The sequence below is a fragment of the Mucilaginibacter sp. cycad4 genome (genome assembly GCF_034263275.1).
Classification (GTDB): Bacteria; Bacteroidota; Bacteroidia; order Sphingobacteriales; family Sphingobacteriaceae; genus Mucilaginibacter.
Window position 1 is genome coordinate 7,028,715 of record NZ_CP139559.1, and the last position, 20,806, is coordinate 7,049,520.

The window sequence follows — 20,806 nt, forward strand, 5'->3', positions numbered from 1 at the left end:
CAAGTCCTGAGAGAGATGTGTTCCGTATTCAAATAAGATTGACGCAGGTTTCTATTGTGAATATACCGTTAAATTAATGTAAAAAAATATGAGATTTATATAAATGGATGCTATATGATGCAAAAGAATTAAATTGTAACAAACGCGATACAGTTATAAAAAATCATGTTTACATTTACAGTTCAATTACGGGTGTCCAAACCCGGATTTGTGATAAGGTTTAGGTTTAAAGCCCCATGCAGCGAGTGCTATGGGGCTTTTATTTTCCCGCAATAACCTTAACCTTTTTTAACAGATAACCGGGTTTCTTTAGCGTAACTTTAATTGTAAAATCTAAACTGTTATGCGTGTTAAAATACTCTTTACCTGCTTGTTAATTATATTATTGAAATGCGCCGGTTATGGTCAGCAAATTGCGCCGGTATATCCATTGCTGGTTCCTGAAAACTGGCATACCGAAACATTTGCGTTGCCTCCGCAATTTGCAACTGTAAGGGTACTGAAGATATCCGCTTTTCACCTGAATGGGCTAAAAAGGGAGCTGATGGTTATTGGACGTATGCTTTTTTGTGGATAATTACTGATAAGACTACTTTTACCAGGGCACAGCTTGAAAAATACCTGCATGATTATTATAGCGGCCTGGTAAAAAGCAATTTAAAACAGGCAAAAATTGATACCGCAGTTGCCACACCTGTAAAGGTAAAACTTCAAAATATTAAAGCAGGTGATACCGATACCCAGGCTTTTGAAGGTAAAGCCGAAATGACTGATTATATGACACAAAATCCGCTGATTCTTAACTTCCGTATTCATGTTAAAAAAGTAAAACCCGGTAGTGATATTGCTGCAGTTTATTTTGAAGCGTCCCCGCAGCCCTATAAGCATAAAATTTGGGCGCAGCTGGACGCACTTGATAAAGGTTTATAACAAGGTTAAAAACATAGCCTAAAGTTAAATATATCGGGCATTTTATCTAAATGATATATAACTTTGAAATATGACCCGTCTATCTGTCAATATCAACAAAATAGCCACTTTGCGTAATTCGCGCGGTGGTAATAACCCCGACCTGATCCAGGTTGCTAAAGATTGTGAACGTTTTGGCGCACAGGGAATCACCGTGCACCCGCGTCCCGATGAGCGCCACATTCGCTATAATGATGTGTTTGAGCTCAAAAAAATTGTTACCACCGAATTTAATATTGAAGGTAATTGCCAGGAACAAAAATTTATTGACCTGGTGCTGGCTAACAAGCCCGAACAGGTTACCCTGGTGCCCGATGTGTTGGGCCAGATCACCTCAAATCATGGCTGGGATACCATCACCAACTATCATTATTTAAAGGATATGATAGCAGTATTTAAAAACACCGGGATCCGGGTTTCTATTTTTGTTGACCCGCTGCCCGAAATGATTGAAGGCGCCGCTAAAACCGGTACCGACCGTATTGAGCTTTATACCGAAGGTTACGCCACCCATTATCACCAGGGCAGAGAATTAGCTATTGCTCCTTACATTGAGGCTGCAAAAGCCGCACAGCAAGCCGGTTTAGGCATTAATGCCGGGCATGATCTTGATTTGCATAACCTGAAATATTTTGCCGAAAATATACCGGGCCTGCTGGAAGTAAGTATTGGCCATGCATTGGTAAGCGATGCCTTGTATTATGGTCTGGAAAACACAATACAAATGTACCTAAGGCAATTATCGCTAACGGATAATGCTTAAACTGCCTGATAATAAGCCACAACCGGAGCTTAGATTAATGATATAATAATAGTTGCCGCCTGGCAATTCACGTCCGTTTTGCGTACCATTGAAAGGATGAGCATATCCTTTTTTTAATAATATAATAGCCTGTTACAATTAGAAGCAGCGGGCTATTAAAAACTACCTGATCAATGTAAGGTTGCCCGATAGTAATTTACAAGGTGTATTGAGGTTAATGATATAATAATACACCCCGGAAGGCAGCAGCCAGCCATTCAACTGCCCGGAAAATGGCGTGGCGTACTCTCTTGACTCGAATACCTTTTTTCCGTAACGGTTAAAGATCTGAACTAAGGTGCCTGGGAATTTTTCAAGGCCTTCTATCTTCCAGTAATCATTTATACCATCACCGTTAGGGGTTATGGTATTGGGGAATCTTACGTCGACCAATACAACTTCAATATGTGTTTTGGTGCGCGGGCTTTCGCATGACCCTATGCTGTATGAGATATAATAATCGCTGGTTTCGGTTGTTAATACTTCAAAATTACCGGTATTGCTGGTTTGAAGCGGCGTTGTTGATGTAGCCTCGGCATATAAGTTATACATGCCTGGAGTTTTGTTTAAAACAGACAGGCCCACTTTTCCGGGCAGGCAGATCCTTTGGTCGTTTAATACCGGTGCGTCGGGAATAAATTTTTGGTTGCCTATCTCCTTGGTGTATGGCAACGGTATTGCACAGGTAGTGTTATCTGTAACTGTCAATGAATAAGTTCCTTTGCCAACATTTATTAAATCTTTATCGTTCCCCACGGTATTGCCCGTGGCGTCCGTCCAGATAAATTTATATGGAGGCACACCGCCGGAAACATCAATGCCTGTGATGCTGCCCAATAGCTGATCGCACTCATCTGTTTTGGCTACCGGGGCATTATTTGCCGAAAATTGTAACAAAGGGGTTGCCTGTATTGCCCAGGTACCGAGCACAGAAGCACATCCATTTTTATCAGTTACATGAAGCGTATATGAACCGGGGGCGGCGTTTGGAACATCAGTACCGTAACTTAGTGTTGTGCCGGCTGCATCAACCCATTGATAAGAACCTGGCTTTATAGTTCCCTCAAAATCAATATGCAGACTGCCATTGTTGAGCCCGCAGGTAGTAGGTGTGTTAATAAGATTTTTAATGGTAAATACCTCTGGTGCCAAACGGTTAACAATAAAATATTTATCATTACTGCATTGTGTGTTAGTATTTAACGCGTTCAGCCGGTATGTGCCATCGGCGAGGTTAAATATATCCAGGTTTGCCGGGTTGGTAGGTATCGGATTACCTTGCGGATCGTACCATTGCAATTGATTTGCATTTTGATATCCAACACCGGTTATCGAACCATTATTTTCACCACATTTAGCCGGAGTAATAAAGCCGTCATAAATTATTACCGAATTTGTTTCCGAAATATATATCGGCGGGGTGGAATATGGGCTGCACTCACTTTGATCCATCAGTACGAGGGTATAGGTACCGCCTCTCACGCCTGTCAGATCTTTTGAAGTACTAACGGTTTTGCCCGCAGCATCAAGCCATTTGTAGGTAAGTGTACCAATACCTACTATAGTTGTAATGTTTTTTATGCTCCCGTCGGCCACCCCGCATCGGGCAGGCTTTACCGCCATGGTTGAAAGGTCATAATCAGGACCTGGTTTGGCTTTAATAGTTACAGCCGGGCTTGAGGTTACAGCACAGCTGGCCTCGTCATAAATGGTTACGGTGTACGTGCCTTCGGGTAAAGAAGCCGACTTGGTTGTTGCTGCAATGTTGCCATTCTTATCTTTCCACGCGAAAGTGATATTACCTGTACCTCCTGTAAAGTTCACATCAAACGGAAATTGTTTCTGGCGGCATTCCGGTACCGGCACAATTACATTCTGTATTTTGATCCTTGAATCTTTTACCTCAAAAAGCTGCGTAACTTTTTGGCAGCCGCCAGGATATTGTGCTGTTAACTGGTAAGTGCCTGGTAAAAGGTTTTTGATACTCTGGCCATCACCAACCGATGTAAGGCTGCCGTTTTGCTCCTTTTTATCCCAATGATATAACAGGCCGCTCCGGTTTTGCTGTATGGCAATGCTGCCCTGGTACGCACAGGTGTAATTTTTTATTACAATGTCACTTTCCCTAATCACTAAGGATGAAAACGGGGAGGTGTTTTTATTGGCATCGGTAGCCGTGGCTATCACAGCCTTGCTGATAGCCCCCGAGTAAGACCACTTACCGCTCCCGTCAGCCTGTACGGTAGTAATATAGGTTTTACCCTGGCATATCGTTCCGCAATCGTCCGAAAAGAAAAGCTCGATGGCCGAGTTTGGCGTCGCTATACCCGATACCGCTGTGCTGCCAAAATTAAGTACCTGTACAAACGGAACCGTATAATAATTACTGATGGCACTTATGCCATAGTCGCTGTTGCAAAAAATGCTGTTGCGGGTTATTAATGTATGAGCACTGTTAAGGGCTTCGATGCCGTACTGATTATAGCCAATGTAATTTTTATCGGTAGCGAGCGGGCCGCCAATGGTACCCGATGAGCTCTCGCCGGCCCTGATGCCTTCGCCATTCCCGAGGTTGGCGGTACCAGTGATATCTGTACCAATTTTGTTGCCGGTGATATTGAATGTGGCCCGTTCAATATAAATGCCGCAATAACGCTGCCCGGAAATAATATTGGCATTGATGTTCACGGTGGTATAATCGGTGGTTACATTAATGCCGTATGCTTTGATAAAGGCGCTCTGCTGAAACAGCAGGATGTTTTTAAAATCTTTTTTCCCGGTATAATCCGTACCTATTTTATTGTTTTGAATGTCAACAACGCTTGGGGTAACATTGAAATTATATCCGCGAATGATATTAATGTTAGTAACGTTGGCCGATATAATATTGCCCATGTTAGCGTTTGTACCGCCTATAGTTGCTGTTTTACTCAATACCAGGCTAACACCGTTGATATTGCTTGCGGCGGTATAACCATCATCCAATAAACCTATGATATTGCTTTGAATGAGAATGTCGGCAAGCCCGGTACTATAATAATAAGAGTTGTTAACAATGCCGTTGATGTTGCCGCATATTACATTGCCTTTACCCGGCGCGCCTATTATAATAGCCGAAGCATCGCCCTGGATCACAATGCCTGATCCCTGCCCAAGATCGGGATTGGCAAAGCTGGTAACGCGGGCAAAATTGCGGATATATAATCCATAAATCCCGATGCTTTTTGCAGTTACCCCGCCGCTGTTAATATCACCGTTAATGAAAAGGCAGTTAAAGTAGGCTGGGGAAGTCTCAGGTTCGATAATAACCCTTGCATCAGATACGCCGAAGGCTATACCGGGCTGACTTGTACCATCAATTACTAAATTTGAAGTTACTGCAGGCAACTGGCTTTTCAACCTGATGGTTCGGTCAGATACAAGTGTTCCCGGTAATTTAAACTGAATGATGTCAGGCGTTGCGGTGCCATTGGCCGCGGCGTTTGTTAAAGCCTCACGCAGGGTTCCAGGGCCGGTATCGGCATTGCTGGTTACTGTAAATGTAGCACCTAAGGCCACATTGCAAAACAAGATCGATATTAGTAGTACTAAAAGTGATAATTTATTAATAAACATTGATTTAGGTAATCAGCTGCAAAATACATTTTTTTCCTGTAAATACACTGTCAATATCATATTAGCTAATTGTTACTCATGTTGCAAAATCGTACCTTTGCGGTAAATTTAAGAGGGACGATTAATTCATGAAGTTGAATACAACCTATCAGGAGCAGTTTCAGTCGAGGCACATTGCTCCAAGTGCGGCCGACACGGCCAAAATGTTAAAAACCATCGGTGTAAACTCACTTGATGAATTAATAGGGCAAACCATACCGCAAAAGATCAGGCTTACCAAACCGCTTAACCTGCCCGCGGCAAAAAGCGAGTTCGATTACCTGAACACCTTGAAACAAACGGCTTCAAAAAACAAAGTTTTTAAGTCTTTTATCGGTAAAGGCTACTATGATGTAATTGTACCGGGCGTTATTCAGCGCAACATTCTTGAAAACCCGGGATGGTACACGCAATATACCCCATACCAGGCCGAAATTGCACAGGGCCGCCTGCAGGCTTTGCTAAATTTCCAAACCATGGTTATTGACCTTACCGGTATGGAGATTGCCAACGCATCCTTGCTCGACGAAGGTACAGCCGCAGCCGAAGCGATGTTTATGCAATACAGCCTGCGTAAAAACAGCAATGCCAACGTTTTCTTCGTTTCGGAGGAAGTGTTTCCGCAAACTATTGATATCTTAAAAACCCGCTCAGAGCCTTATGGTATTGAGCTGAGAATAGGCGACCACCGTACCGTTGAATTAACCGACGATATGTTTGGCGCCATTGTACAATATCCAGCCGGCGACGGTGCCGTTTATAACTACGCCGACTTTGCCGCAAAAGGACACGAAAAAGGCATTAAACTTACCGTTGTTGCCGATATCATGAGCCTTGCCCTGTTAACGCCCCCGGGCGAATGGGGCGCCGATATCGTGGTTGGTTCATCCCAGCGTTTTGGTGTACCGATGGGCTTTGGCGGCCCGCATGCTGCTTTCTTTGCTACTAAAGAAGAATATAAACGTTCTATCCCGGGCCGGATCATCGGTGTTACTATCGACAGCGCCAACAACTACGCCCTGCGTATGGCCCTGCAAACCCGCGAGCAGCATATCCGCCGTGATAAGGCTACATCAAATATCTGTACCGCACAGGCGCTATTAGCTATTATGGCCGGTATGTACGCCGTATATCATGGCCCGGATGGCATCAAGCTTATTGCAGAGCGCATTCATGGTTTAGCGGTATTATTAGCCAAAACCTTAGGGCAGCTTGGCTATGAGCAGCTAAACGAAGCTTACTTTGATACCGTTAAGTTTGACGTAGGTAACCTGGTTGGCCCTATCCATTCGGAGGCATTAAATAACGAAATGAACCTTAATTATGAAGGTTCGGTAGTTACGATAGCGATTGATGAAACAACTTCGGTTGAAGATATTAAAACCATTGTAAGGTTCTTTGCTAAAGTTAAAGGGAAAACCTTTAATGATGTTGATTTCGATGGCGTTAATGCAAGCCTCGAAACTGTTATTCCGGCAGAGCTTCAGCGTACTTCGGCATATTTAACGCACAGCCTGTTCAATACCCACCGGTCTGAACATGAAATGTTGCGTTATATTAAATCATTGGAGGCAAAAGACCTTTCGCTGTGTCACTCTATGATAGCTTTGGGCTCATGTACCATGAAACTGAACGCTACTACCGAAATGGTACCGGTTACCTGGGCCGAGTTTAGTAAAATCCACCCGTTTGCCCCAACCGACCAGGTTGGCGGTTACATGCAGCTGTTTGATGAGATCAACAATTGGCTAAGCGAAATTACCGGTTTTGCAGCCATGAGCCTGCAGCCAAACGCCGGTGCTCAAGGCGAATACGCCGGTTTAATGGTGATCCGCGCCTATCATCAAGACAGGGGCGATAGCCACCGTAACATTGCTTTGATCCCTTCATCGGCGCACGGCACCAACCCTGCATCGGCAGCTATGGCCGGCATGAAGATAGTGGTGGTTAAGTGCGATGATAACGGAAACATTGATGTTGCCGATATGCGTGCCAAGGCCGAACAATATAAAAATGAGCTTTCCTGTTTGATGGTTACTTACCCATCAACTCACGGCGTATTTGAAGAAAGCATTATCGAAATTTGTGAGATCATTCATGAAAATGGCGGCCAGGTTTACATGGATGGCGCTAACATGAACGCACAGGTAGGTTTAACCAGCCCGGCCAATATCGGTGCCGATGTTTGTCACCTCAACCTGCATAAAACATTCTGTATCCCTCACGGCGGCGGCGGCCCCGGCATGGGGCCAATCGGTGTTGCAAAACATTTGGTGCCTTATCTGCCAGGCCATGCTGTAGTTGATATCGACAGGGGCAAATCAATCCATGCTGTTTCGGCAGCGCCATGGGGCTCGGCTTCTATCCTCATCATATCACACGCTTACATAGCGATGATGGGTGCCGAAGGCTTGACTAATGCCACCCGTTATGCTATCCTGAACGCTAATTATATTAAAGCAAGGTTGCAGGAACATTATCCTGTATTATATGCTGGTGCAAATGGTCGTTGTGCGCATGAAATGATCCTGGACTGCCGCTCATTTAAATCGGCAGGTATCGAGGTTACTGATATCGCCAAACGTTTAATGGATTATGGTTTCCATGCGCCAACTGTTTCGTTCCCGGTTGCGGGTACAGTGATGGTTGAGCCAACCGAATCTGAGCCAAAACATGAGCTTGACCGTTTCTGCGATGCCATGATCTCTATCCGTCATGAAATTGCCGATGTGGTGGACGGCCTGTCTGATAAGATAAACAATCCGTTAAAAAATGCACCTCATACCGTAGCCGTAATTACCGGCAACGAGTGGGAGCATCCTTATACCCGCCAAAAAGCTGCATTCCCGCTGCCTTATGTAGCTGCCAATAAATTCTGGCCTTCAGTAGGCAGGGTTAATGACACTTATGGCGACAGAACGCTGATCTGTTCATGCCCTCCGCCTGAAGAGTATGAGTTTGAAGAAAGCGTAATTGAATAAGTTTTAAATCAACCCTCCCCTAAACCAGGAGGGTTTTTATTTTTTACACAAGTTATATATTATGAGTTCAGCTAATCCCGAAGGCCATTCAAAAGTCTCTCCCTTTAGTGGAGATTTGGAGGGGCTTATAGCCCAAACACCTCCAACCCCTTACTACGCTGTAATATTTACCTCCGTACGCACACCTGGCGATGATGGTTACGGTGATATGGCCGTTGAGATGGAAGCACTGGCCCGGCAGCAGGAAGGTTTTTTGGGTGTTGAATCGGCGCGTAACAATGTCGGAATAACAGTGTCTTATTGGCAGTCGGTAGAAGCTATTAAGAATTGGAAAGCTAATGCCCGGCACCTGTTTGCGCAGCAGCAGGGGCGCGATAAATGGTACCTGAATTATAAAGTGCGCATTTGCCGGGTGGAACATGATTATACCTTTTAAATCACATATCAAGAGCTAAGTTTCTACCCGGGATTTATTGCTTTTTGAACTTTATTTAATTCCTCCAATCAAATAAAGTGCCCTGTAGCGGAGTTATTTAAATGTATTTGTGTGATATATTGCTCTTTATAATTTACAACTATAAGGAATATAACCTTTTGAATCGTGGTCTCGTATAAAACAACGCGCTTAAAATATAGATATGAACATTAACAATAAAGCTATAAGTGTATTACTGGTTGATGATGATGAGATAAATAACTTTATCTCTATAAAACTGATAAAGAAAGCTCTACTTAATACAGAAATTATGGCCTGCCTGAACGGAAAATATGCTATTGAGCAACTTTCCGATATCCAGAGAAAAGATCCTGATAAACTACCCGATTATATTTTGCTTGATATCAATATGCCCATTATGAATGGCTGGGAATTTTTGGACGAGTATAAGCGTCTCAACCTTGATCCCCTGGGCAAAAGCAAGATATATATTATTTCATCATCTGTTTTTAGCAACGATATCAACAAAGCGCGTTCATATCCGTTGGTGAAAGATTTTATTTCCAAGCCCCTTAACGTTGAAAAAATAAAGGAACTTTTTGAAGTAGCTGCTGAAAACTAAACAGGCTTAACTTTAAAATGATCTCCTTCTGTTTCAACCGTTCCGATAGCAAATGATTTGGAATGATAAAAAAGGCATTTCCATCCTTCGGCAGCGGCTTTTTTACCATATTCTTCGCGCAGCATCATAGCTTTGCGGCCGTCCATATCGTATTTGGCTATGAATTTTCTCAACAGTTGCTCTGGCTCCGGAAGCTCATCGCCGCCAAAAAATACTTTTTCGCCCTCTAAATCAAACCAAAATACCTGGTGCGCCGGGCAATGACCGCCCGAATGCTCATACCTGATGCCCGGCTTAAACTCGCCGTTACCTTCAATAAAGGTGATTTTTGCGCTTGCCTGCAAAGCCTCAAAAATTTCAACATGGTATGATGAGCCTTTACCGCTGATACCAAATTCCCATTCCTGTTTATTGATCACATGTTCGGCCTGCGGAAAACTGGGTACCAATTTACCATTACGTTCAACTACCAAACCACCTGAGTGGTCATAATGCAGGTGCGACATCATCACCAGTGTAACATCATCCGGATCGAAACCTGCATTGCGGATGTTTTGATGCAGCATAAGCTCGTCGCGGGTATCTTTAAAACCAAGGCCGGTATCTAATACTATCAGATCGGTTTTTGTTTTGATGAGGAAGGGGTTAACGTGGATGAACAACGAAGCCGGGCGATCTTTGGGGTTATCGGTTTCGGGGTTGAACGGGATAAATTTCTTGGTTGCATCAACCGAATATGAGCCCTCACCTAAAGCAAAAAATTCCATAGTAAACGTAGTATCAGATTTTGAATGTACCTTTGCCCCTTTAACAGAGCATAAGTATATTTACTGTTTCAAGCTGCAAAGATATGAATAAACGTTGGGCGCTAAAGGATAATACAAACCATGATGATGTAATAAAATTAGCCGCCGAACTCAACATTGATACCGTATTAAGCGCTATGCTTGTGCAGCGCGGTATTACCACTTTTGAAGATGCCCGCTACTTTTTCAGGCCCGATCACCGGCACCTGCATGACCCATTCCTGATGAAGGATATGGAAAAGGCCATCCTCCGTATTGAGCAGGCCATGGCGGCGGGCGAAAAGATCATGATCTATGGCGATTATGATGTAGATGGTACTACTGCTGTCGCGCTAACCTACAGTTTCTTCAAGAAAATTTACCCCAACATCGATTACTACATTCCCGACCGTTATAAAGAGGGCTACGGTATTTCCACACAGGGAATTGATTATGCTGCCGACCACGGTATTACCCTGATTATTGCGCTCGACTGCGGCATTAAATCAATTGATAAAATTGACTATGCCAACGAAAAGGGGATCGACTTTATTATCTGCGATCACCACCTGCCCGGAGCATCAATTCCGGCTGCGGTGGCGGTACTTGACCCCAAGCGCGAAGATTGTGAATATCCATATAAAGAACTTTCAGGCTGTGGCATAGGTTTTAAGCTGATCCAGGCTTATGCAGATAAGAATAACATCCCGGTTGAGGAAGTGAATTGTTACCTTGACCTGGTGGTGATCAGCATTTCATGCGATATTGTCCACATTACCGGCGAAAACCGGGTGCTGGCACACTTCGGCCTGCAAAAAATAAATACCGATCCGTGTACCGGCGTTAAAGCTTTAATGGAGATAGCAGGCCGTACAGGGCCTTACACCATATCGGATGTGGTGTTTTTGCTTGGTCCGCGTATTAATGCAGCGGGGCGTATTGATGATGCAAAACACGCGGTTGAACTCCTGATCGCTACCAATGTTGACATCGCCAAAGAAAAAGGCCTGATGATCAATGTGCGAAACACCGAACGTAAAGGGCATGACCTGAGCATTACCGATGAGGCTTTGGGAATGATTGACAATGATGCCGTACTGGTAGCGCGTAAATCGACCGTGTTATTTAATGAGAACTGGCATAAGGGGGTGATAGGTATTGTAGCATCGCGGTTAACCGAAAAATACTACCGCCCAACTATTGTGCTTACCCGCTCAAACGGGCATGTGGCCGGTTCGGCACGTTCTGTTTTGGGGTATGATCTGTATGAAGCGCTTTGTGGCTGTAAAGATCTGCTGATCCAGTTTGGAGGGCATAAGTATGCTGCCGGCCTCACCATGGCTCCCGAAAACCTCGAGGCTTTTATTGAAAGGTTTGAAGAGGTGGTAAGCGCTACCATAAAACCCGAACAATTGATACAGCAAATACAAATTGACGCCGAATTACGTTTAAGCCAGATAGAACCAAAATTTTTCAGGATCCTGAATCAGTTTGCTCCCTTCGGGCCCGAAAATATGGCGCCTGTTTTCATAAGTAAAAATGTGTATGTTAGTGGTAACGCCGGTTTGGTAGGCGGCTCGCATATTAAAATGAGCGTAATGCAGGAAGGGTCGGCGGCGTTTGATTGCATAGCCTTTAACCACGGGCAGTACCTGGAACAATTACGGCCGGGTGCCCCGTTTGAAATGTGCTATTCTATAGAAGAAAATGTTTGGCGCGAAAGAAGAACGATACAGTTGAATGTGAAGGGGATAAGGTTTAGTGATTAGAGGTTGGTGAGTTAGGTTCATAGTTGATGGATCATGGTTCATAGCCGTAAGTCTTAATCAACGGAATCAGCGAAATCAAAAAGCTATCAACGGTTAAATATCAGGGTAATCCATGAATCCCAAAAATCATGGTTCAGACATATAATGATACTAAGAGCAGATAATTTAGTTAAGAAATACAAGCAGCGTACCGTTGTAAACGATGTATCGTTTGATGTAGCGCAGGGCGAAATAGTTGGTTTGCTTGGACCGAATGGTGCCGGCAAAACCACATCGTTTTATATGATAGTAGGTTTGATAAAACCTAATGAAGGCACTATCCACCTGGATGATGAAAATATAACCCAGGACCCCATGTACCGCCGTGCGCAAAAAGGCATTGGCTATCTTGCTCAGGAAGCCTCGGTATTCCGCAAACTCTCGGTTGAGGATAATATCAAAGCCGTGCTGGAAATGGGCGATATGTCAAAAGACAAACAAAAAGATAAGCTGGAAGAACTGATAGATGAGTTCAGTTTGCATAAAGTGCGTAAAAACCGGGGTGACCTGCTATCGGGCGGTGAGCGCCGCCGTACAGAAATTGCCCGCGCGCTTGCTGCCGAGCCAAACTTTATCCTGCTTGATGAGCCCTTTGCCGGGGTTGACCCGATTGCGGTAGAGGAGATCCAGGCGATGGTTGCAAAATTACGTACCCGCAACATCGGCATATTAATAACCGACCACAACGTGCAGGAAACGCTGTCGATCACGGATAGAGCGTACCTGCTTTTTGAAGGTAAAATATTAGAATCAGGTGTACCCGAAGTATTAGCCGAGAATGAAATGGTGAGGAAAGTGTATCTTGGGGCAAACTTTGTGCTGAAAAGAAAGGTTTTTCCTCAATAATAACCCTATGACCCTCTTTAACTCCGTATTTACCTGGTTCATGAAGAAGCGTATCCACCAGATAGAGCTTTTTATGAAGTACCCTAATGAAGTGCAGGAAGAATGGTTTGAGCAACTGGTATCGGTTGCCGAAAATACAGAGTGGGGTAAAAAATACCAATATAAAAGTATCGAAAACCTGAACCAGTTTAAGGAACGGGTACCGATACAAAACTATGATACGCTGAAGCCTTACATAGAGCGGATGCTCAAAGGCGAAAAAAATGTGCTGTGGCCGTCGGAGATCCGCTGGTTTGCCAAATCATCGGGCACTACCAGCGACAGGAGCAAATTTATCCCGGTAAGTGAGGAAGCATTGGAAGAATGCCACTTTAAAGGCGGTAAGGACCTGCTTACCATTTATTTCAATAACCAGCCTAACCCCCGTATGTTTACGGGGAAGATCCTGACGCTTGGGGGCAGTCACCAGATCAGTCAGTTAAGTCCGGATACCTCCTTTGGGGATCTTTCGGCGGTGATCATGAAAAACCTGCCCATGTGGGCCGAGTTTCACCGTACACCGCACCTGGATATTGCTTTGCTCGAAAATTTTGAGGAAAAGATTGAGAAGATAGCCCATGCTACCAAGGATGTTAATGTTACCAGTATCAGCGGCGTACCCACCTGGAACCTGGTGCTGTTTAAACGCATTTTGGAGATCACGGGCAAAAATAACCTGCTTGAAATATGGCCCAACCTGGAAATGTATTTCCATGGCGCGGTGAATTTTACACCTTACCGCGAGCAATTTAAAAAGCTAATCCCACACGAGGATATGTACTACCTCGAAAATTATAACGCCTCCGAAGGCTTCTTCGGCATACAGGATACCAAAGAGCCCGGCGATATGTTGCTGATGCTTGATTACGGTGTTTTTTACGAGTTTTTACCGCTCGAAAACCTGCACGATGAAAACCCTGAAACGCTTACCCTTGATGAGGTGGAGCTAAATAAAAACTATGCGCTCATCATATCAACCAATGCCGGTTTGTGGCGCTACATGATAGGGGATACTATTAAGTTTTCATCGCTTTCGCCGTTCCGGATCCAGATTACGGGTCGTACAAAACATTTTATCAATGCTTTTGGCGAAGAGGTGATCATTGATAATGCCGAACGTGCATTGGATGAGGCCTGCTCGCAAACCGGCGCTATTATCAGGGAATACACGGCAGCCCCTGTTTATTTTAACGGCGATGAGTGCGGCGCCCATGAATGGATCATTGAGTTTGAACAAAAACCTGCCGAGTTTGAACGTTTTGTTGACCTGTTGGATGAAACCCTGCGCCGCATCAACTCCGACTATGATGCCAAGCGTTTTAAAGACCTGGCCCTTCGCCGCCCGATAGTACGCCGCGCACCCGATGGTACTTTCTTTAACTGGATGAGGGAAAAAGGAAAATTAGGCGGTCAGCATAAAGTGCCAAGATTGGCTAATGACCGGGAATATGTGGATGCTATTTTGAAGATGATGGAGGGGGCTTTTCAGAATCAAGACTTTAAGAATTAAGAAGCAAGAAAAATATAAAGTTGTTATAGAGGGTAGCAGGCCGGAGGCCTGGGGATAGTTACCACTCGGCAGGAGCCGAGCGGTGGCGGAATAATAAAAAAGTATATAATAAAAAAAAACGCTGACGCTTGGCCCCAGCCGAGTGTCGACTATCAAGCGGCCTCTGGCCGCCGAAGCCCAAGCTAACCTAAAAACAATGTCAGAGTTTAGAAAAGCCAATACAGATCGTCCGTTTTTTGTAACTCTTACAGTAGTTGGCTGGATAGATGTTTTTATCAGATCGGAATATTGCGAGGAATTTTTAGACAACCTGGAGTTTTGCAGAAAAAATAAGGGTTTAAAAGTATATGCCTACTGCATAATGAGCAGTCATATTCATTTGATTGTTGAATCTGAGGAATCAAAACTGCCACAAATTATAAGAGACCTGAAGAGTTATACTGCTAAGCGGATCATCGCAATGATAACCGATAGTTATACAGAAAGCAGAAAGGAATGGCTGCTTCACATGTTTCGTTATTTTGCGAATGTAACACAACAAAATAGCGAATACCAGTTTTGGCAAAAGACAACTCATCCAACGGAACTGATAACCGCGAAAGTATTTGACCAGAAGGTAGATTATATTCATGATAATCCGGTTGAAGCTATGTTCGTTAACGATCCAACGGCTTATGTATATAGCAGCGCTAACCCTGATTCGGTTTTTAAGGTTGATGAGTAACTGTCAATTCTTCGGGCTGCGGCGGCCGGGAGGCCGCGAAATAGTCGACACTCGGCAGGAGCCGAGCGTCAGCATGAAGTTGATAAAAAAATAAAATAAAAAGGCCGGTGCTCGGCCACGGCCGAGTGCCAAACTATCAAGCGGCCTCCCGGCCGCCGAATCTCAACTTTTACAAGCCTTCCAAATCCTTACCGCCTCCACCGCCTCCTTCACATCATGCACACGCAATATATCGGCACCCTTTGTAAGCGCGATAGTATTCAAAACAGTTGTACCATTCAACGCTTCAGCAGCAGTATTTCCCAGCAAACCATAGATCATTCTTTTGCGCGAAATTCCTGTAAGCACAGGCAAGCCGAACATATCAAACTCATTCATCCGGCTCATCAATTCATAACTATGTTCCGCTTTTTTTGCAAAGCCAAAGCCGGGGTCGAGGATCACATCATGTACACCAAGCCGTTTTAACTCGCTGTATTTCGATACAAAATAATCAAACACCTCGCTGAATACATCATCATATTCGGCCAGCTGGTTCATGGTTTGCGGTGTGCCTTTCATATGCATCAGTATATAGGGCACATTTAACCGGGCAACTGTGGTAAACATGTCACTATCCAGCATCCCGCCCGATATATCATTAATAATATGTGCGCCGCCTTTTATAGCCGCTTCAGCAACATTTGCACGAAAAGTGTCTATCGACATAATAGCTTCGGGAAATGCAGTAGCAATGGCCTCAACAACAGGCAACAACCTATCCGTTTCTTCTTGCGCGGAAATATCAACCGCACCGGGGCGGGATGAATAAGCGCCGATGTCAAGAAAGGTTGCCCCATCGGCAAGCATTTTCTGTGCTTGTAACAAGGCTTCATCAACACCGGGTTTGCGGCTATCGGCAAAAAACGAATCGGGTGTGATATTGATAATGCCCATCACTTTTGGCGATGAAAGATCGATCAATTGGCCGCCGGCGTTGAGCGTAACTTTTTTACGGAAAAATGTATCTTTTATCACGGTTAACTGGATGTTGTAAAGTTTGAATGTGGTAAAGTTAATTAACTTTGTAAGCACAGGCTTCACAACCCTGTAACATTTAAACTTTACAACATCCAAACATATCATCTTTTGACTAATACAGCAGCAGAATACGAAGGCGTAATTAATATATGTAAAGGCCTTTTCATGAAAAAGACCCGCGACTACGGCACCGCATGGCGTATCCTCCGCCCGCAATCCATTACCGATCAGATTTTTATCAAAGCTCAGCGTATCCGTACTTTGGAAGAAAAGAAAGTATCAAAAGTGGGCGATGATATCACCGGCGAATACATTGGCATTGTTAACTATTGTGTGATAGCCATGATGCAGCTGGAGTGCGGCCCGGAAATGTCGACCGAGCTTAACCCTGATCATGTGAGCCAAATGTTTGACGAGAAGGTGAATGAAACCAAAGAACTGATGTTTGCCAAAAATCATGATTACGGCGAAGCATGGCGCGATATGCGGATCAGCTCCCTTACCGACCTGATATTAATGAAGTTGCTCCGCGTAAAGCAGATAGAGGATAATAAGGGCCTTACAGAAGCATCGGAAGGGGTGAAAGCCAACTACCAGGACATGCTGAATTATGCGGTGTTCGCATTGATCAAGCTTAATATCCATTTGGGTAAATAAAATTTTAATAAACTATAAACTAAAGTCCATCCGCCGGCAGGTGGAAGAGATTTAGAGGGGGCTTATGAAAAATACATCATCAAATAGTGCCGTTATGTGGATTCCCCGCTTATTGGTGGGCTTGTTGTTTATGTTTTCGGGACTGATCAAAGCCAATGATCCGCTGGGCTTTTCTTATAAGCTGGTGGAGTATTTCGAGGTATTTCATATCACATTCCTCAACGGCCTGGCGCTTACAATGGCTATTGTGCTGTGTGCGCTTGAAATGCTGCTGGGTTTTGCCCTGCTCATTGGTGCAAGGGCCGTAAAGGTTGCCTGGGGCTTGTTACTGCTCATTATCTTTTTTGGCTTTTTAACCTTTTACTCGGCCTTTTTTAAAGTGGTGCAAACCTGCGGCTGCTTCGGCGATGCTATCCCTTTAACGCCATGGCAGTCGTTTAGTAAGGACATGGTTTTGCTGGCTGTAGTGCTGATATTGTTTGTTAAACGCAAAGAAATTAAGCCATTGTTTAGTGCGAAGGTTGGCGATAAATGGCTGATATTCGCAGCTGTAATTTCGGTTGGCTTCGGCGTATATACCTACAATTTTTCGCCGGTTATCGATTTTCTGCCATATAAAATAGGCGCTAACCTGCCCGATGAAATGAAGGTTCCGCCCGGCGCGCCCCTTGATGAGTTTGAGTTAACCTATCACCTCAAAAACAAAAAGACAGGCGCTACCAAAGTGATGAACGATAAGGAATATCTTAAAAGTAATATCTGGAAGGATGCGGATTGGGAAGTTATTGGCGACCCGGAAAACCGCCTGGTGAAAAAAGGCTATGAGCCAAAGATCCGCGACCTGGCTATCCAGGATGAGCAGCGGAATGACTATACCAAAGAATTACTTTCGAGCCCCTTCTATAGCCTGTTTATAGTTGCCTACGATTTGAGCGAAACAGATAAAGATGCTATCAACCGCCTCAACGCGCTGGCTGTTAATCTTACCGATAATTATAATATCCGTACTATACTACTCACCTCAAATTCAGCTGCCGATGCCAAAGCGTTTGCCAAAGAGCATAAACTGATCAGCGAGATTTTTTACGCAGATGGTGTTCCGCTGAAATCAATGGTTCGCTCTAATCCCGGTGTATTGTTGATTAAGAACGGCACTGTTATTAATAAGTGGCATTATCATTCGGTGCCTAAATACGAGGATATAGTAAAGGAGTACTTACAGAAATAAAATCCTTACTTTTATTTTTATGAAGATTACCAAGCTGGAATTAAAGAATTTTAAACGCTTTGACGATTTAACCATTGATATGACATCATTGGCTGAACCAGCTAAACTTGTGTTATTGATAGGAACTAATGGATCAGGGAAGTCATCTGTTTTCGATGCGTTTGAGGTTGCAAATAATCTTGCAAAAAGAGATGTTAAAATAGATGAGCCTTCAAGGTTAGAGTATTATCAGAAAAATAAGAAGAAAAAATACCAAATCGATTTGTTTTTTGATAATGGCGGGTCGTTTCATAGTGATTTTTTTATAGTTGATCTAAACCCAATTCCTGACAACGCCTTTTATGGAAGAACGAGCATCCGTCAAGTTCCACAGTTAAGTAGAACATATATTGGAAGTAATTCGGTGTCGCTTGCAGCCGATTCGGATAGACCAAGAATATTTATTGAACGCGATAATCGTTTCGAAAACGACCTGGAAAAAATTACTTTGCTAATATTGGAGGACGTCTTTGGGAAGAATACGACAACCGAGAAAATTAAAGAAAGTTATGTATCTCCAATTAACAAAGCTTTTGAAAATATTTTCAGTTTTGATGATAGCACCCAAATAAGTCTCGTTTCGTTTAAACCGCCGTCGGAAGGTAAAACGGCGGAGATTTTATTTGAAAAGGGAAATTCTATAATACCCTATGATTTTTTGAGTGGCGGCGAAAAAGAAATATTCAATATCCTGCTTAATCTACTTGTGAGAAAAGAATATTTTCAGGATACCATCTATTTTTTAGATGAAATAGATCTTCATTTAAACACTCAACTCCAAAAAAATCTACTTAAGGAAATTACAGAGAACTGGATCCCTGATAATTGTCAGTTGTGGACAGCCAGCCATTCTTTAGGGTTTATAGAATATGCCAACGAGGCTGAGCATGCCGCAATAATTGATTTGGATAGCTTGAATTTTGATTTGCGGCAAATAATCCACCCATCTCCCAAAAAGAATTTTGATGTATTTGAAATAGCAGTCAGTAAAGAGTTTTTAGCTAACCTATTTGAAGGGAAACGAATAATTTTTTCAGAAAATACAGATACACCTTTGTACAACAATCTGAGTATTGATGATACGATATTCTTTAATGCAAAGGATAAAGCTGATGTATTTTATAAGGCAAAGAACAACCCCTCATATGATGGCATAGCCGATAGGGATTATCTATCAGATGAAGAACGGACAGATTTGTTAAGTCGTTATCGTAATTTATTTCTGCTTAAATATTACTCGATAGAGAATTATCTTTTTCATCCGGATAACCTTGAGGAGCATTATAAAAAGGGCAACAAAGAGTTTAATAAAGAAAATTATAAAGCATCAATTGTAGCCGAAAAGAAATCGGTCAGAGATAAGGTTTTGCTTGGCATAGCAGGAGCTCGGGGCGGATATCCATTTTATAAGGAAAATGAAAACGAATCGAGAGGACGGGCCTTTAGATCAAACAGCGAGGCTATATTACGGTTGTTTGACAGTGATGATTTTGAAACTTTTTACACCGTTTTTCCTGCCAAAGATTATGGTACTGAGATAAAAGAAAGGCAGAATCTTAACCGGATTGATTTAGCAAAAACTTCCTGGTTCAAAACCCAAATAGAAGAGGCGCTAACAAAATGATCCCCTACCTGCTCCGCAAATTAATGTATGGACTGGCAGTAATGCTCGGGGTAGTTTTTGTTGTGTTTTTTCTGTTCAATATTTTGCCTGTAGACCCAGCCCGCATGACCCAAGGGCAGCGTGCCGATGTGCAATCATTACAGGCCGTACGCAAAGAGTTTGGGCTGGATAAGCCCGTACCGGTACAGTTTGCCTATTATCTGAATGACCTTTCGCCCTTGGGCATCCATCTTAATACGGCTGAAGAGCAACAGCGCTATAGCTATGTAAAACTGTTACCGGTGAGCAAGAGCAAAGTACTTGCGCTAAAATGGCCTTACCTGAGGCGTTCATACCAAACCCGCAAGGATGTAGCCTCATTGCTGATGGAAGTGATCCCTAATACTTTGGTGCTTGCTGCTGCTGCGATGATCTTCGCTATTATCATAGGCGTGTTTTTGGGTGTGGCGAGTGCGGTAAATAAAGATACCTGGATTGATAAGCTGGCTATTAGTTTTTCTACATTGGGCATTTCCGCTCCTTCATTTTTTGCAGGGATCATTATTGCCTGGATCTTTGGTTTTGTGCTTAGTAATTATACGCATTTAAACATGTCGGGTAGTTTATACAGTTATGACCCATTTAAGGGCGAAGTGATCACCCTTAAAAACCTGGTGCTGCCTGTAATTACTTTAGGTTTACGGCCGCTGGCTATTATTGTGCAGCTTACCCGTAATGCTATGCTCGATGTTTTAGGGCAGGATTATATCCGCACGGCTAAAGCAAAGGGTTTGAGCAACCGTACGATTATATATCGTCACGCGCTTAAAAATGCTATGAACCCGGTGATCACGGCTATTGCCAACTGGTTTGCTTCGTTGCTGGCAGGTTCATTTTTTGTAGAATATATATTTGGTTATAACGGATTAGGAAAAGCCACGGTTGATGCCCTGGAAATGTCGGATTTTCCGGTGGTGATGGGTTCGATATTGTTTATCGCGTTTATATTTGTGGTGATCAGTATCCTGGTGGATGTTATTTATGTGTGGATAGATCCGCGGGTAAAATTAAGCTGAAGGAATT

The 20,806-nt window shown here is 43.5% G+C and carries 17 protein-coding genes; 14 read left to right on the forward strand and 3 right to left on the reverse strand.

Annotated elements, in window-relative coordinates; genetic code table 11:
- Positions 1-343: 343 nt before the first annotated feature.
- The 3 genes from SNE26_RS29125 (at position 344) to SNE26_RS29135 (ending at position 1,732) form a co-directional block, all read left to right on the forward strand.
- Complete coding sequence (locus SNE26_RS29125; RefSeq protein WP_321557308.1) at positions 344-577, forward strand: hypothetical protein; 234 nt, start codon at positions 344-346, stop codon at positions 575-577.
- Positions 568-930: a hypothetical protein gene (locus tag SNE26_RS29130; protein ID WP_321557309.1), complete on the forward strand. Its 363-nt coding sequence runs from the start codon at positions 568-570 to the stop codon at positions 928-930. The genes SNE26_RS29125 and SNE26_RS29130 overlap by 10 nt, the downstream gene beginning before the upstream one ends.
- Before the next feature lie 70 nt (positions 931-1,000).
- A complete protein-coding gene (locus SNE26_RS29135; RefSeq protein WP_321557310.1) occupies positions 1,001-1,732 on the forward strand; it encodes a pyridoxine 5'-phosphate synthase in 732 nt (243 codons plus the stop codon).
- A gap of 162 nt (positions 1,733-1,894) precedes the next feature.
- On the opposite strand, the gene SNE26_RS29140 is transcribed toward SNE26_RS29135, so the two are convergent.
- Complete coding sequence (locus SNE26_RS29140) at positions 1,895-5,386, reverse strand: gliding motility-associated C-terminal domain-containing protein (RefSeq protein WP_321557311.1); 3,492 nt, start codon at positions 5,384-5,386, stop codon at positions 1,895-1,897.
- 128 nt (positions 5,387-5,514) lie between these two features.
- Here SNE26_RS29140 and gcvP point away from each other — a divergent pair, with 128 nt between their 5' ends.
- The 3 genes from gcvP to SNE26_RS29155 all read left to right on the forward strand — a co-directional run bounded on the left by gcvP (position 5,515) and on the right by SNE26_RS29155 (position 9,464).
- Positions 5,515-8,406 (forward strand): aminomethyl-transferring glycine dehydrogenase, encoded by a 2,892-nt coding sequence (gene gcvP, locus SNE26_RS29145; RefSeq protein ID WP_321557312.1) that lies wholly within the window; start codon positions 5,515-5,517, stop codon positions 8,404-8,406.
- A gap of 61 nt (positions 8,407-8,467) precedes the next feature.
- Positions 8,468-8,842, forward strand: coding sequence for an antibiotic biosynthesis monooxygenase (locus SNE26_RS29150; RefSeq protein WP_321557313.1), 375 nt, complete (start codon positions 8,468-8,470; stop codon positions 8,840-8,842).
- Between the two features lie 202 nt (positions 8,843-9,044).
- Positions 9,045-9,464 (forward strand): response regulator, encoded by a 420-nt coding sequence (locus SNE26_RS29155; protein WP_321557314.1) that lies wholly within the window; start codon positions 9,045-9,047, stop codon positions 9,462-9,464.
- Here the strand turns inward: SNE26_RS29155 and SNE26_RS29160 are convergent.
- A complete protein-coding gene (locus SNE26_RS29160; protein ID WP_321557315.1) occupies positions 9,461-10,231 on the reverse strand; it encodes an MBL fold metallo-hydrolase in 771 nt (256 codons plus the stop codon). The two genes, SNE26_RS29155 and SNE26_RS29160, sit on opposite strands and share 4 nt — an antisense overlap.
- A gap of 83 nt (positions 10,232-10,314) precedes the next feature.
- Here SNE26_RS29160 and recJ point away from each other — a divergent pair, with 83 nt between their 5' ends.
- The 4 genes from recJ to SNE26_RS29180 all read left to right on the forward strand — a co-directional run bounded on the left by recJ (position 10,315) and on the right by SNE26_RS29180 (position 15,176).
- Positions 10,315-12,018, forward strand: coding sequence for a single-stranded-DNA-specific exonuclease RecJ (recJ, locus tag SNE26_RS29165; protein ID WP_321557316.1), 1,704 nt, complete (start codon positions 10,315-10,317; stop codon positions 12,016-12,018).
- A 144-nt stretch (positions 12,019-12,162) separates the two neighbouring features.
- The gene (lptB, locus tag SNE26_RS29170; RefSeq protein WP_112652690.1) at positions 12,163-12,903 is read left to right on the forward strand and encodes an LPS export ABC transporter ATP-binding protein; all 741 of its coding nucleotides are present in this window, start codon (positions 12,163-12,165) and stop codon (positions 12,901-12,903) included.
- Between the two features lie 7 nt (positions 12,904-12,910).
- The gene (locus SNE26_RS29175) at positions 12,911-14,452 is read left to right on the forward strand and encodes a GH3 auxin-responsive promoter family protein (protein WP_321557317.1); all 1,542 of its coding nucleotides are present in this window, start codon (positions 12,911-12,913) and stop codon (positions 14,450-14,452) included.
- 196 nt (positions 14,453-14,648) lie between these two features.
- Positions 14,649-15,176: a transposase gene (locus SNE26_RS29180; protein WP_321557318.1), complete on the forward strand. Its 528-nt coding sequence runs from the start codon at positions 14,649-14,651 to the stop codon at positions 15,174-15,176.
- Positions 15,177-15,338: 162 nt separating this feature from the next.
- Here SNE26_RS29180 and folP read toward each other — a convergent pair whose 3' ends face one another.
- Complete coding sequence (gene folP / locus SNE26_RS29185) at positions 15,339-16,193, reverse strand: dihydropteroate synthase (protein ID WP_321557319.1); 855 nt, start codon at positions 16,191-16,193, stop codon at positions 15,339-15,341.
- A gap of 168 nt (positions 16,194-16,361) precedes the next feature.
- On the opposite strand from folP, the gene SNE26_RS29190 reads away from it, so the two are divergent.
- The 4 genes from SNE26_RS29190 to SNE26_RS29205 all read left to right on the forward strand — a co-directional run bounded on the left by SNE26_RS29190 (position 16,362) and on the right by SNE26_RS29205 (position 20,799).
- Positions 16,362-16,853, forward strand: coding sequence for a DUF1599 domain-containing protein (locus SNE26_RS29190; RefSeq protein WP_321557320.1), 492 nt, complete (start codon positions 16,362-16,364; stop codon positions 16,851-16,853).
- Positions 16,854-16,917: 64 nt separating this feature from the next.
- Complete coding sequence (locus tag SNE26_RS29195) at positions 16,918-18,081, forward strand: BT_3928 family protein (RefSeq protein ID WP_321557321.1); 1,164 nt, start codon at positions 16,918-16,920, stop codon at positions 18,079-18,081.
- Between the two features lie 19 nt (positions 18,082-18,100).
- Positions 18,101-19,744, forward strand: a complete 1,644-nt coding sequence (locus tag SNE26_RS29200) for an AAA family ATPase (protein WP_321557322.1) — start codon at positions 18,101-18,103, stop codon at positions 19,742-19,744.
- Positions 19,741-20,799: an ABC transporter permease gene (locus tag SNE26_RS29205; RefSeq protein WP_321557323.1), complete on the forward strand. Its 1,059-nt coding sequence runs from the start codon at positions 19,741-19,743 to the stop codon at positions 20,797-20,799. The genes SNE26_RS29200 and SNE26_RS29205 overlap by 4 nt, the downstream gene beginning before the upstream one ends.
- Positions 20,800-20,806: the final 7 nt, after the last annotated feature.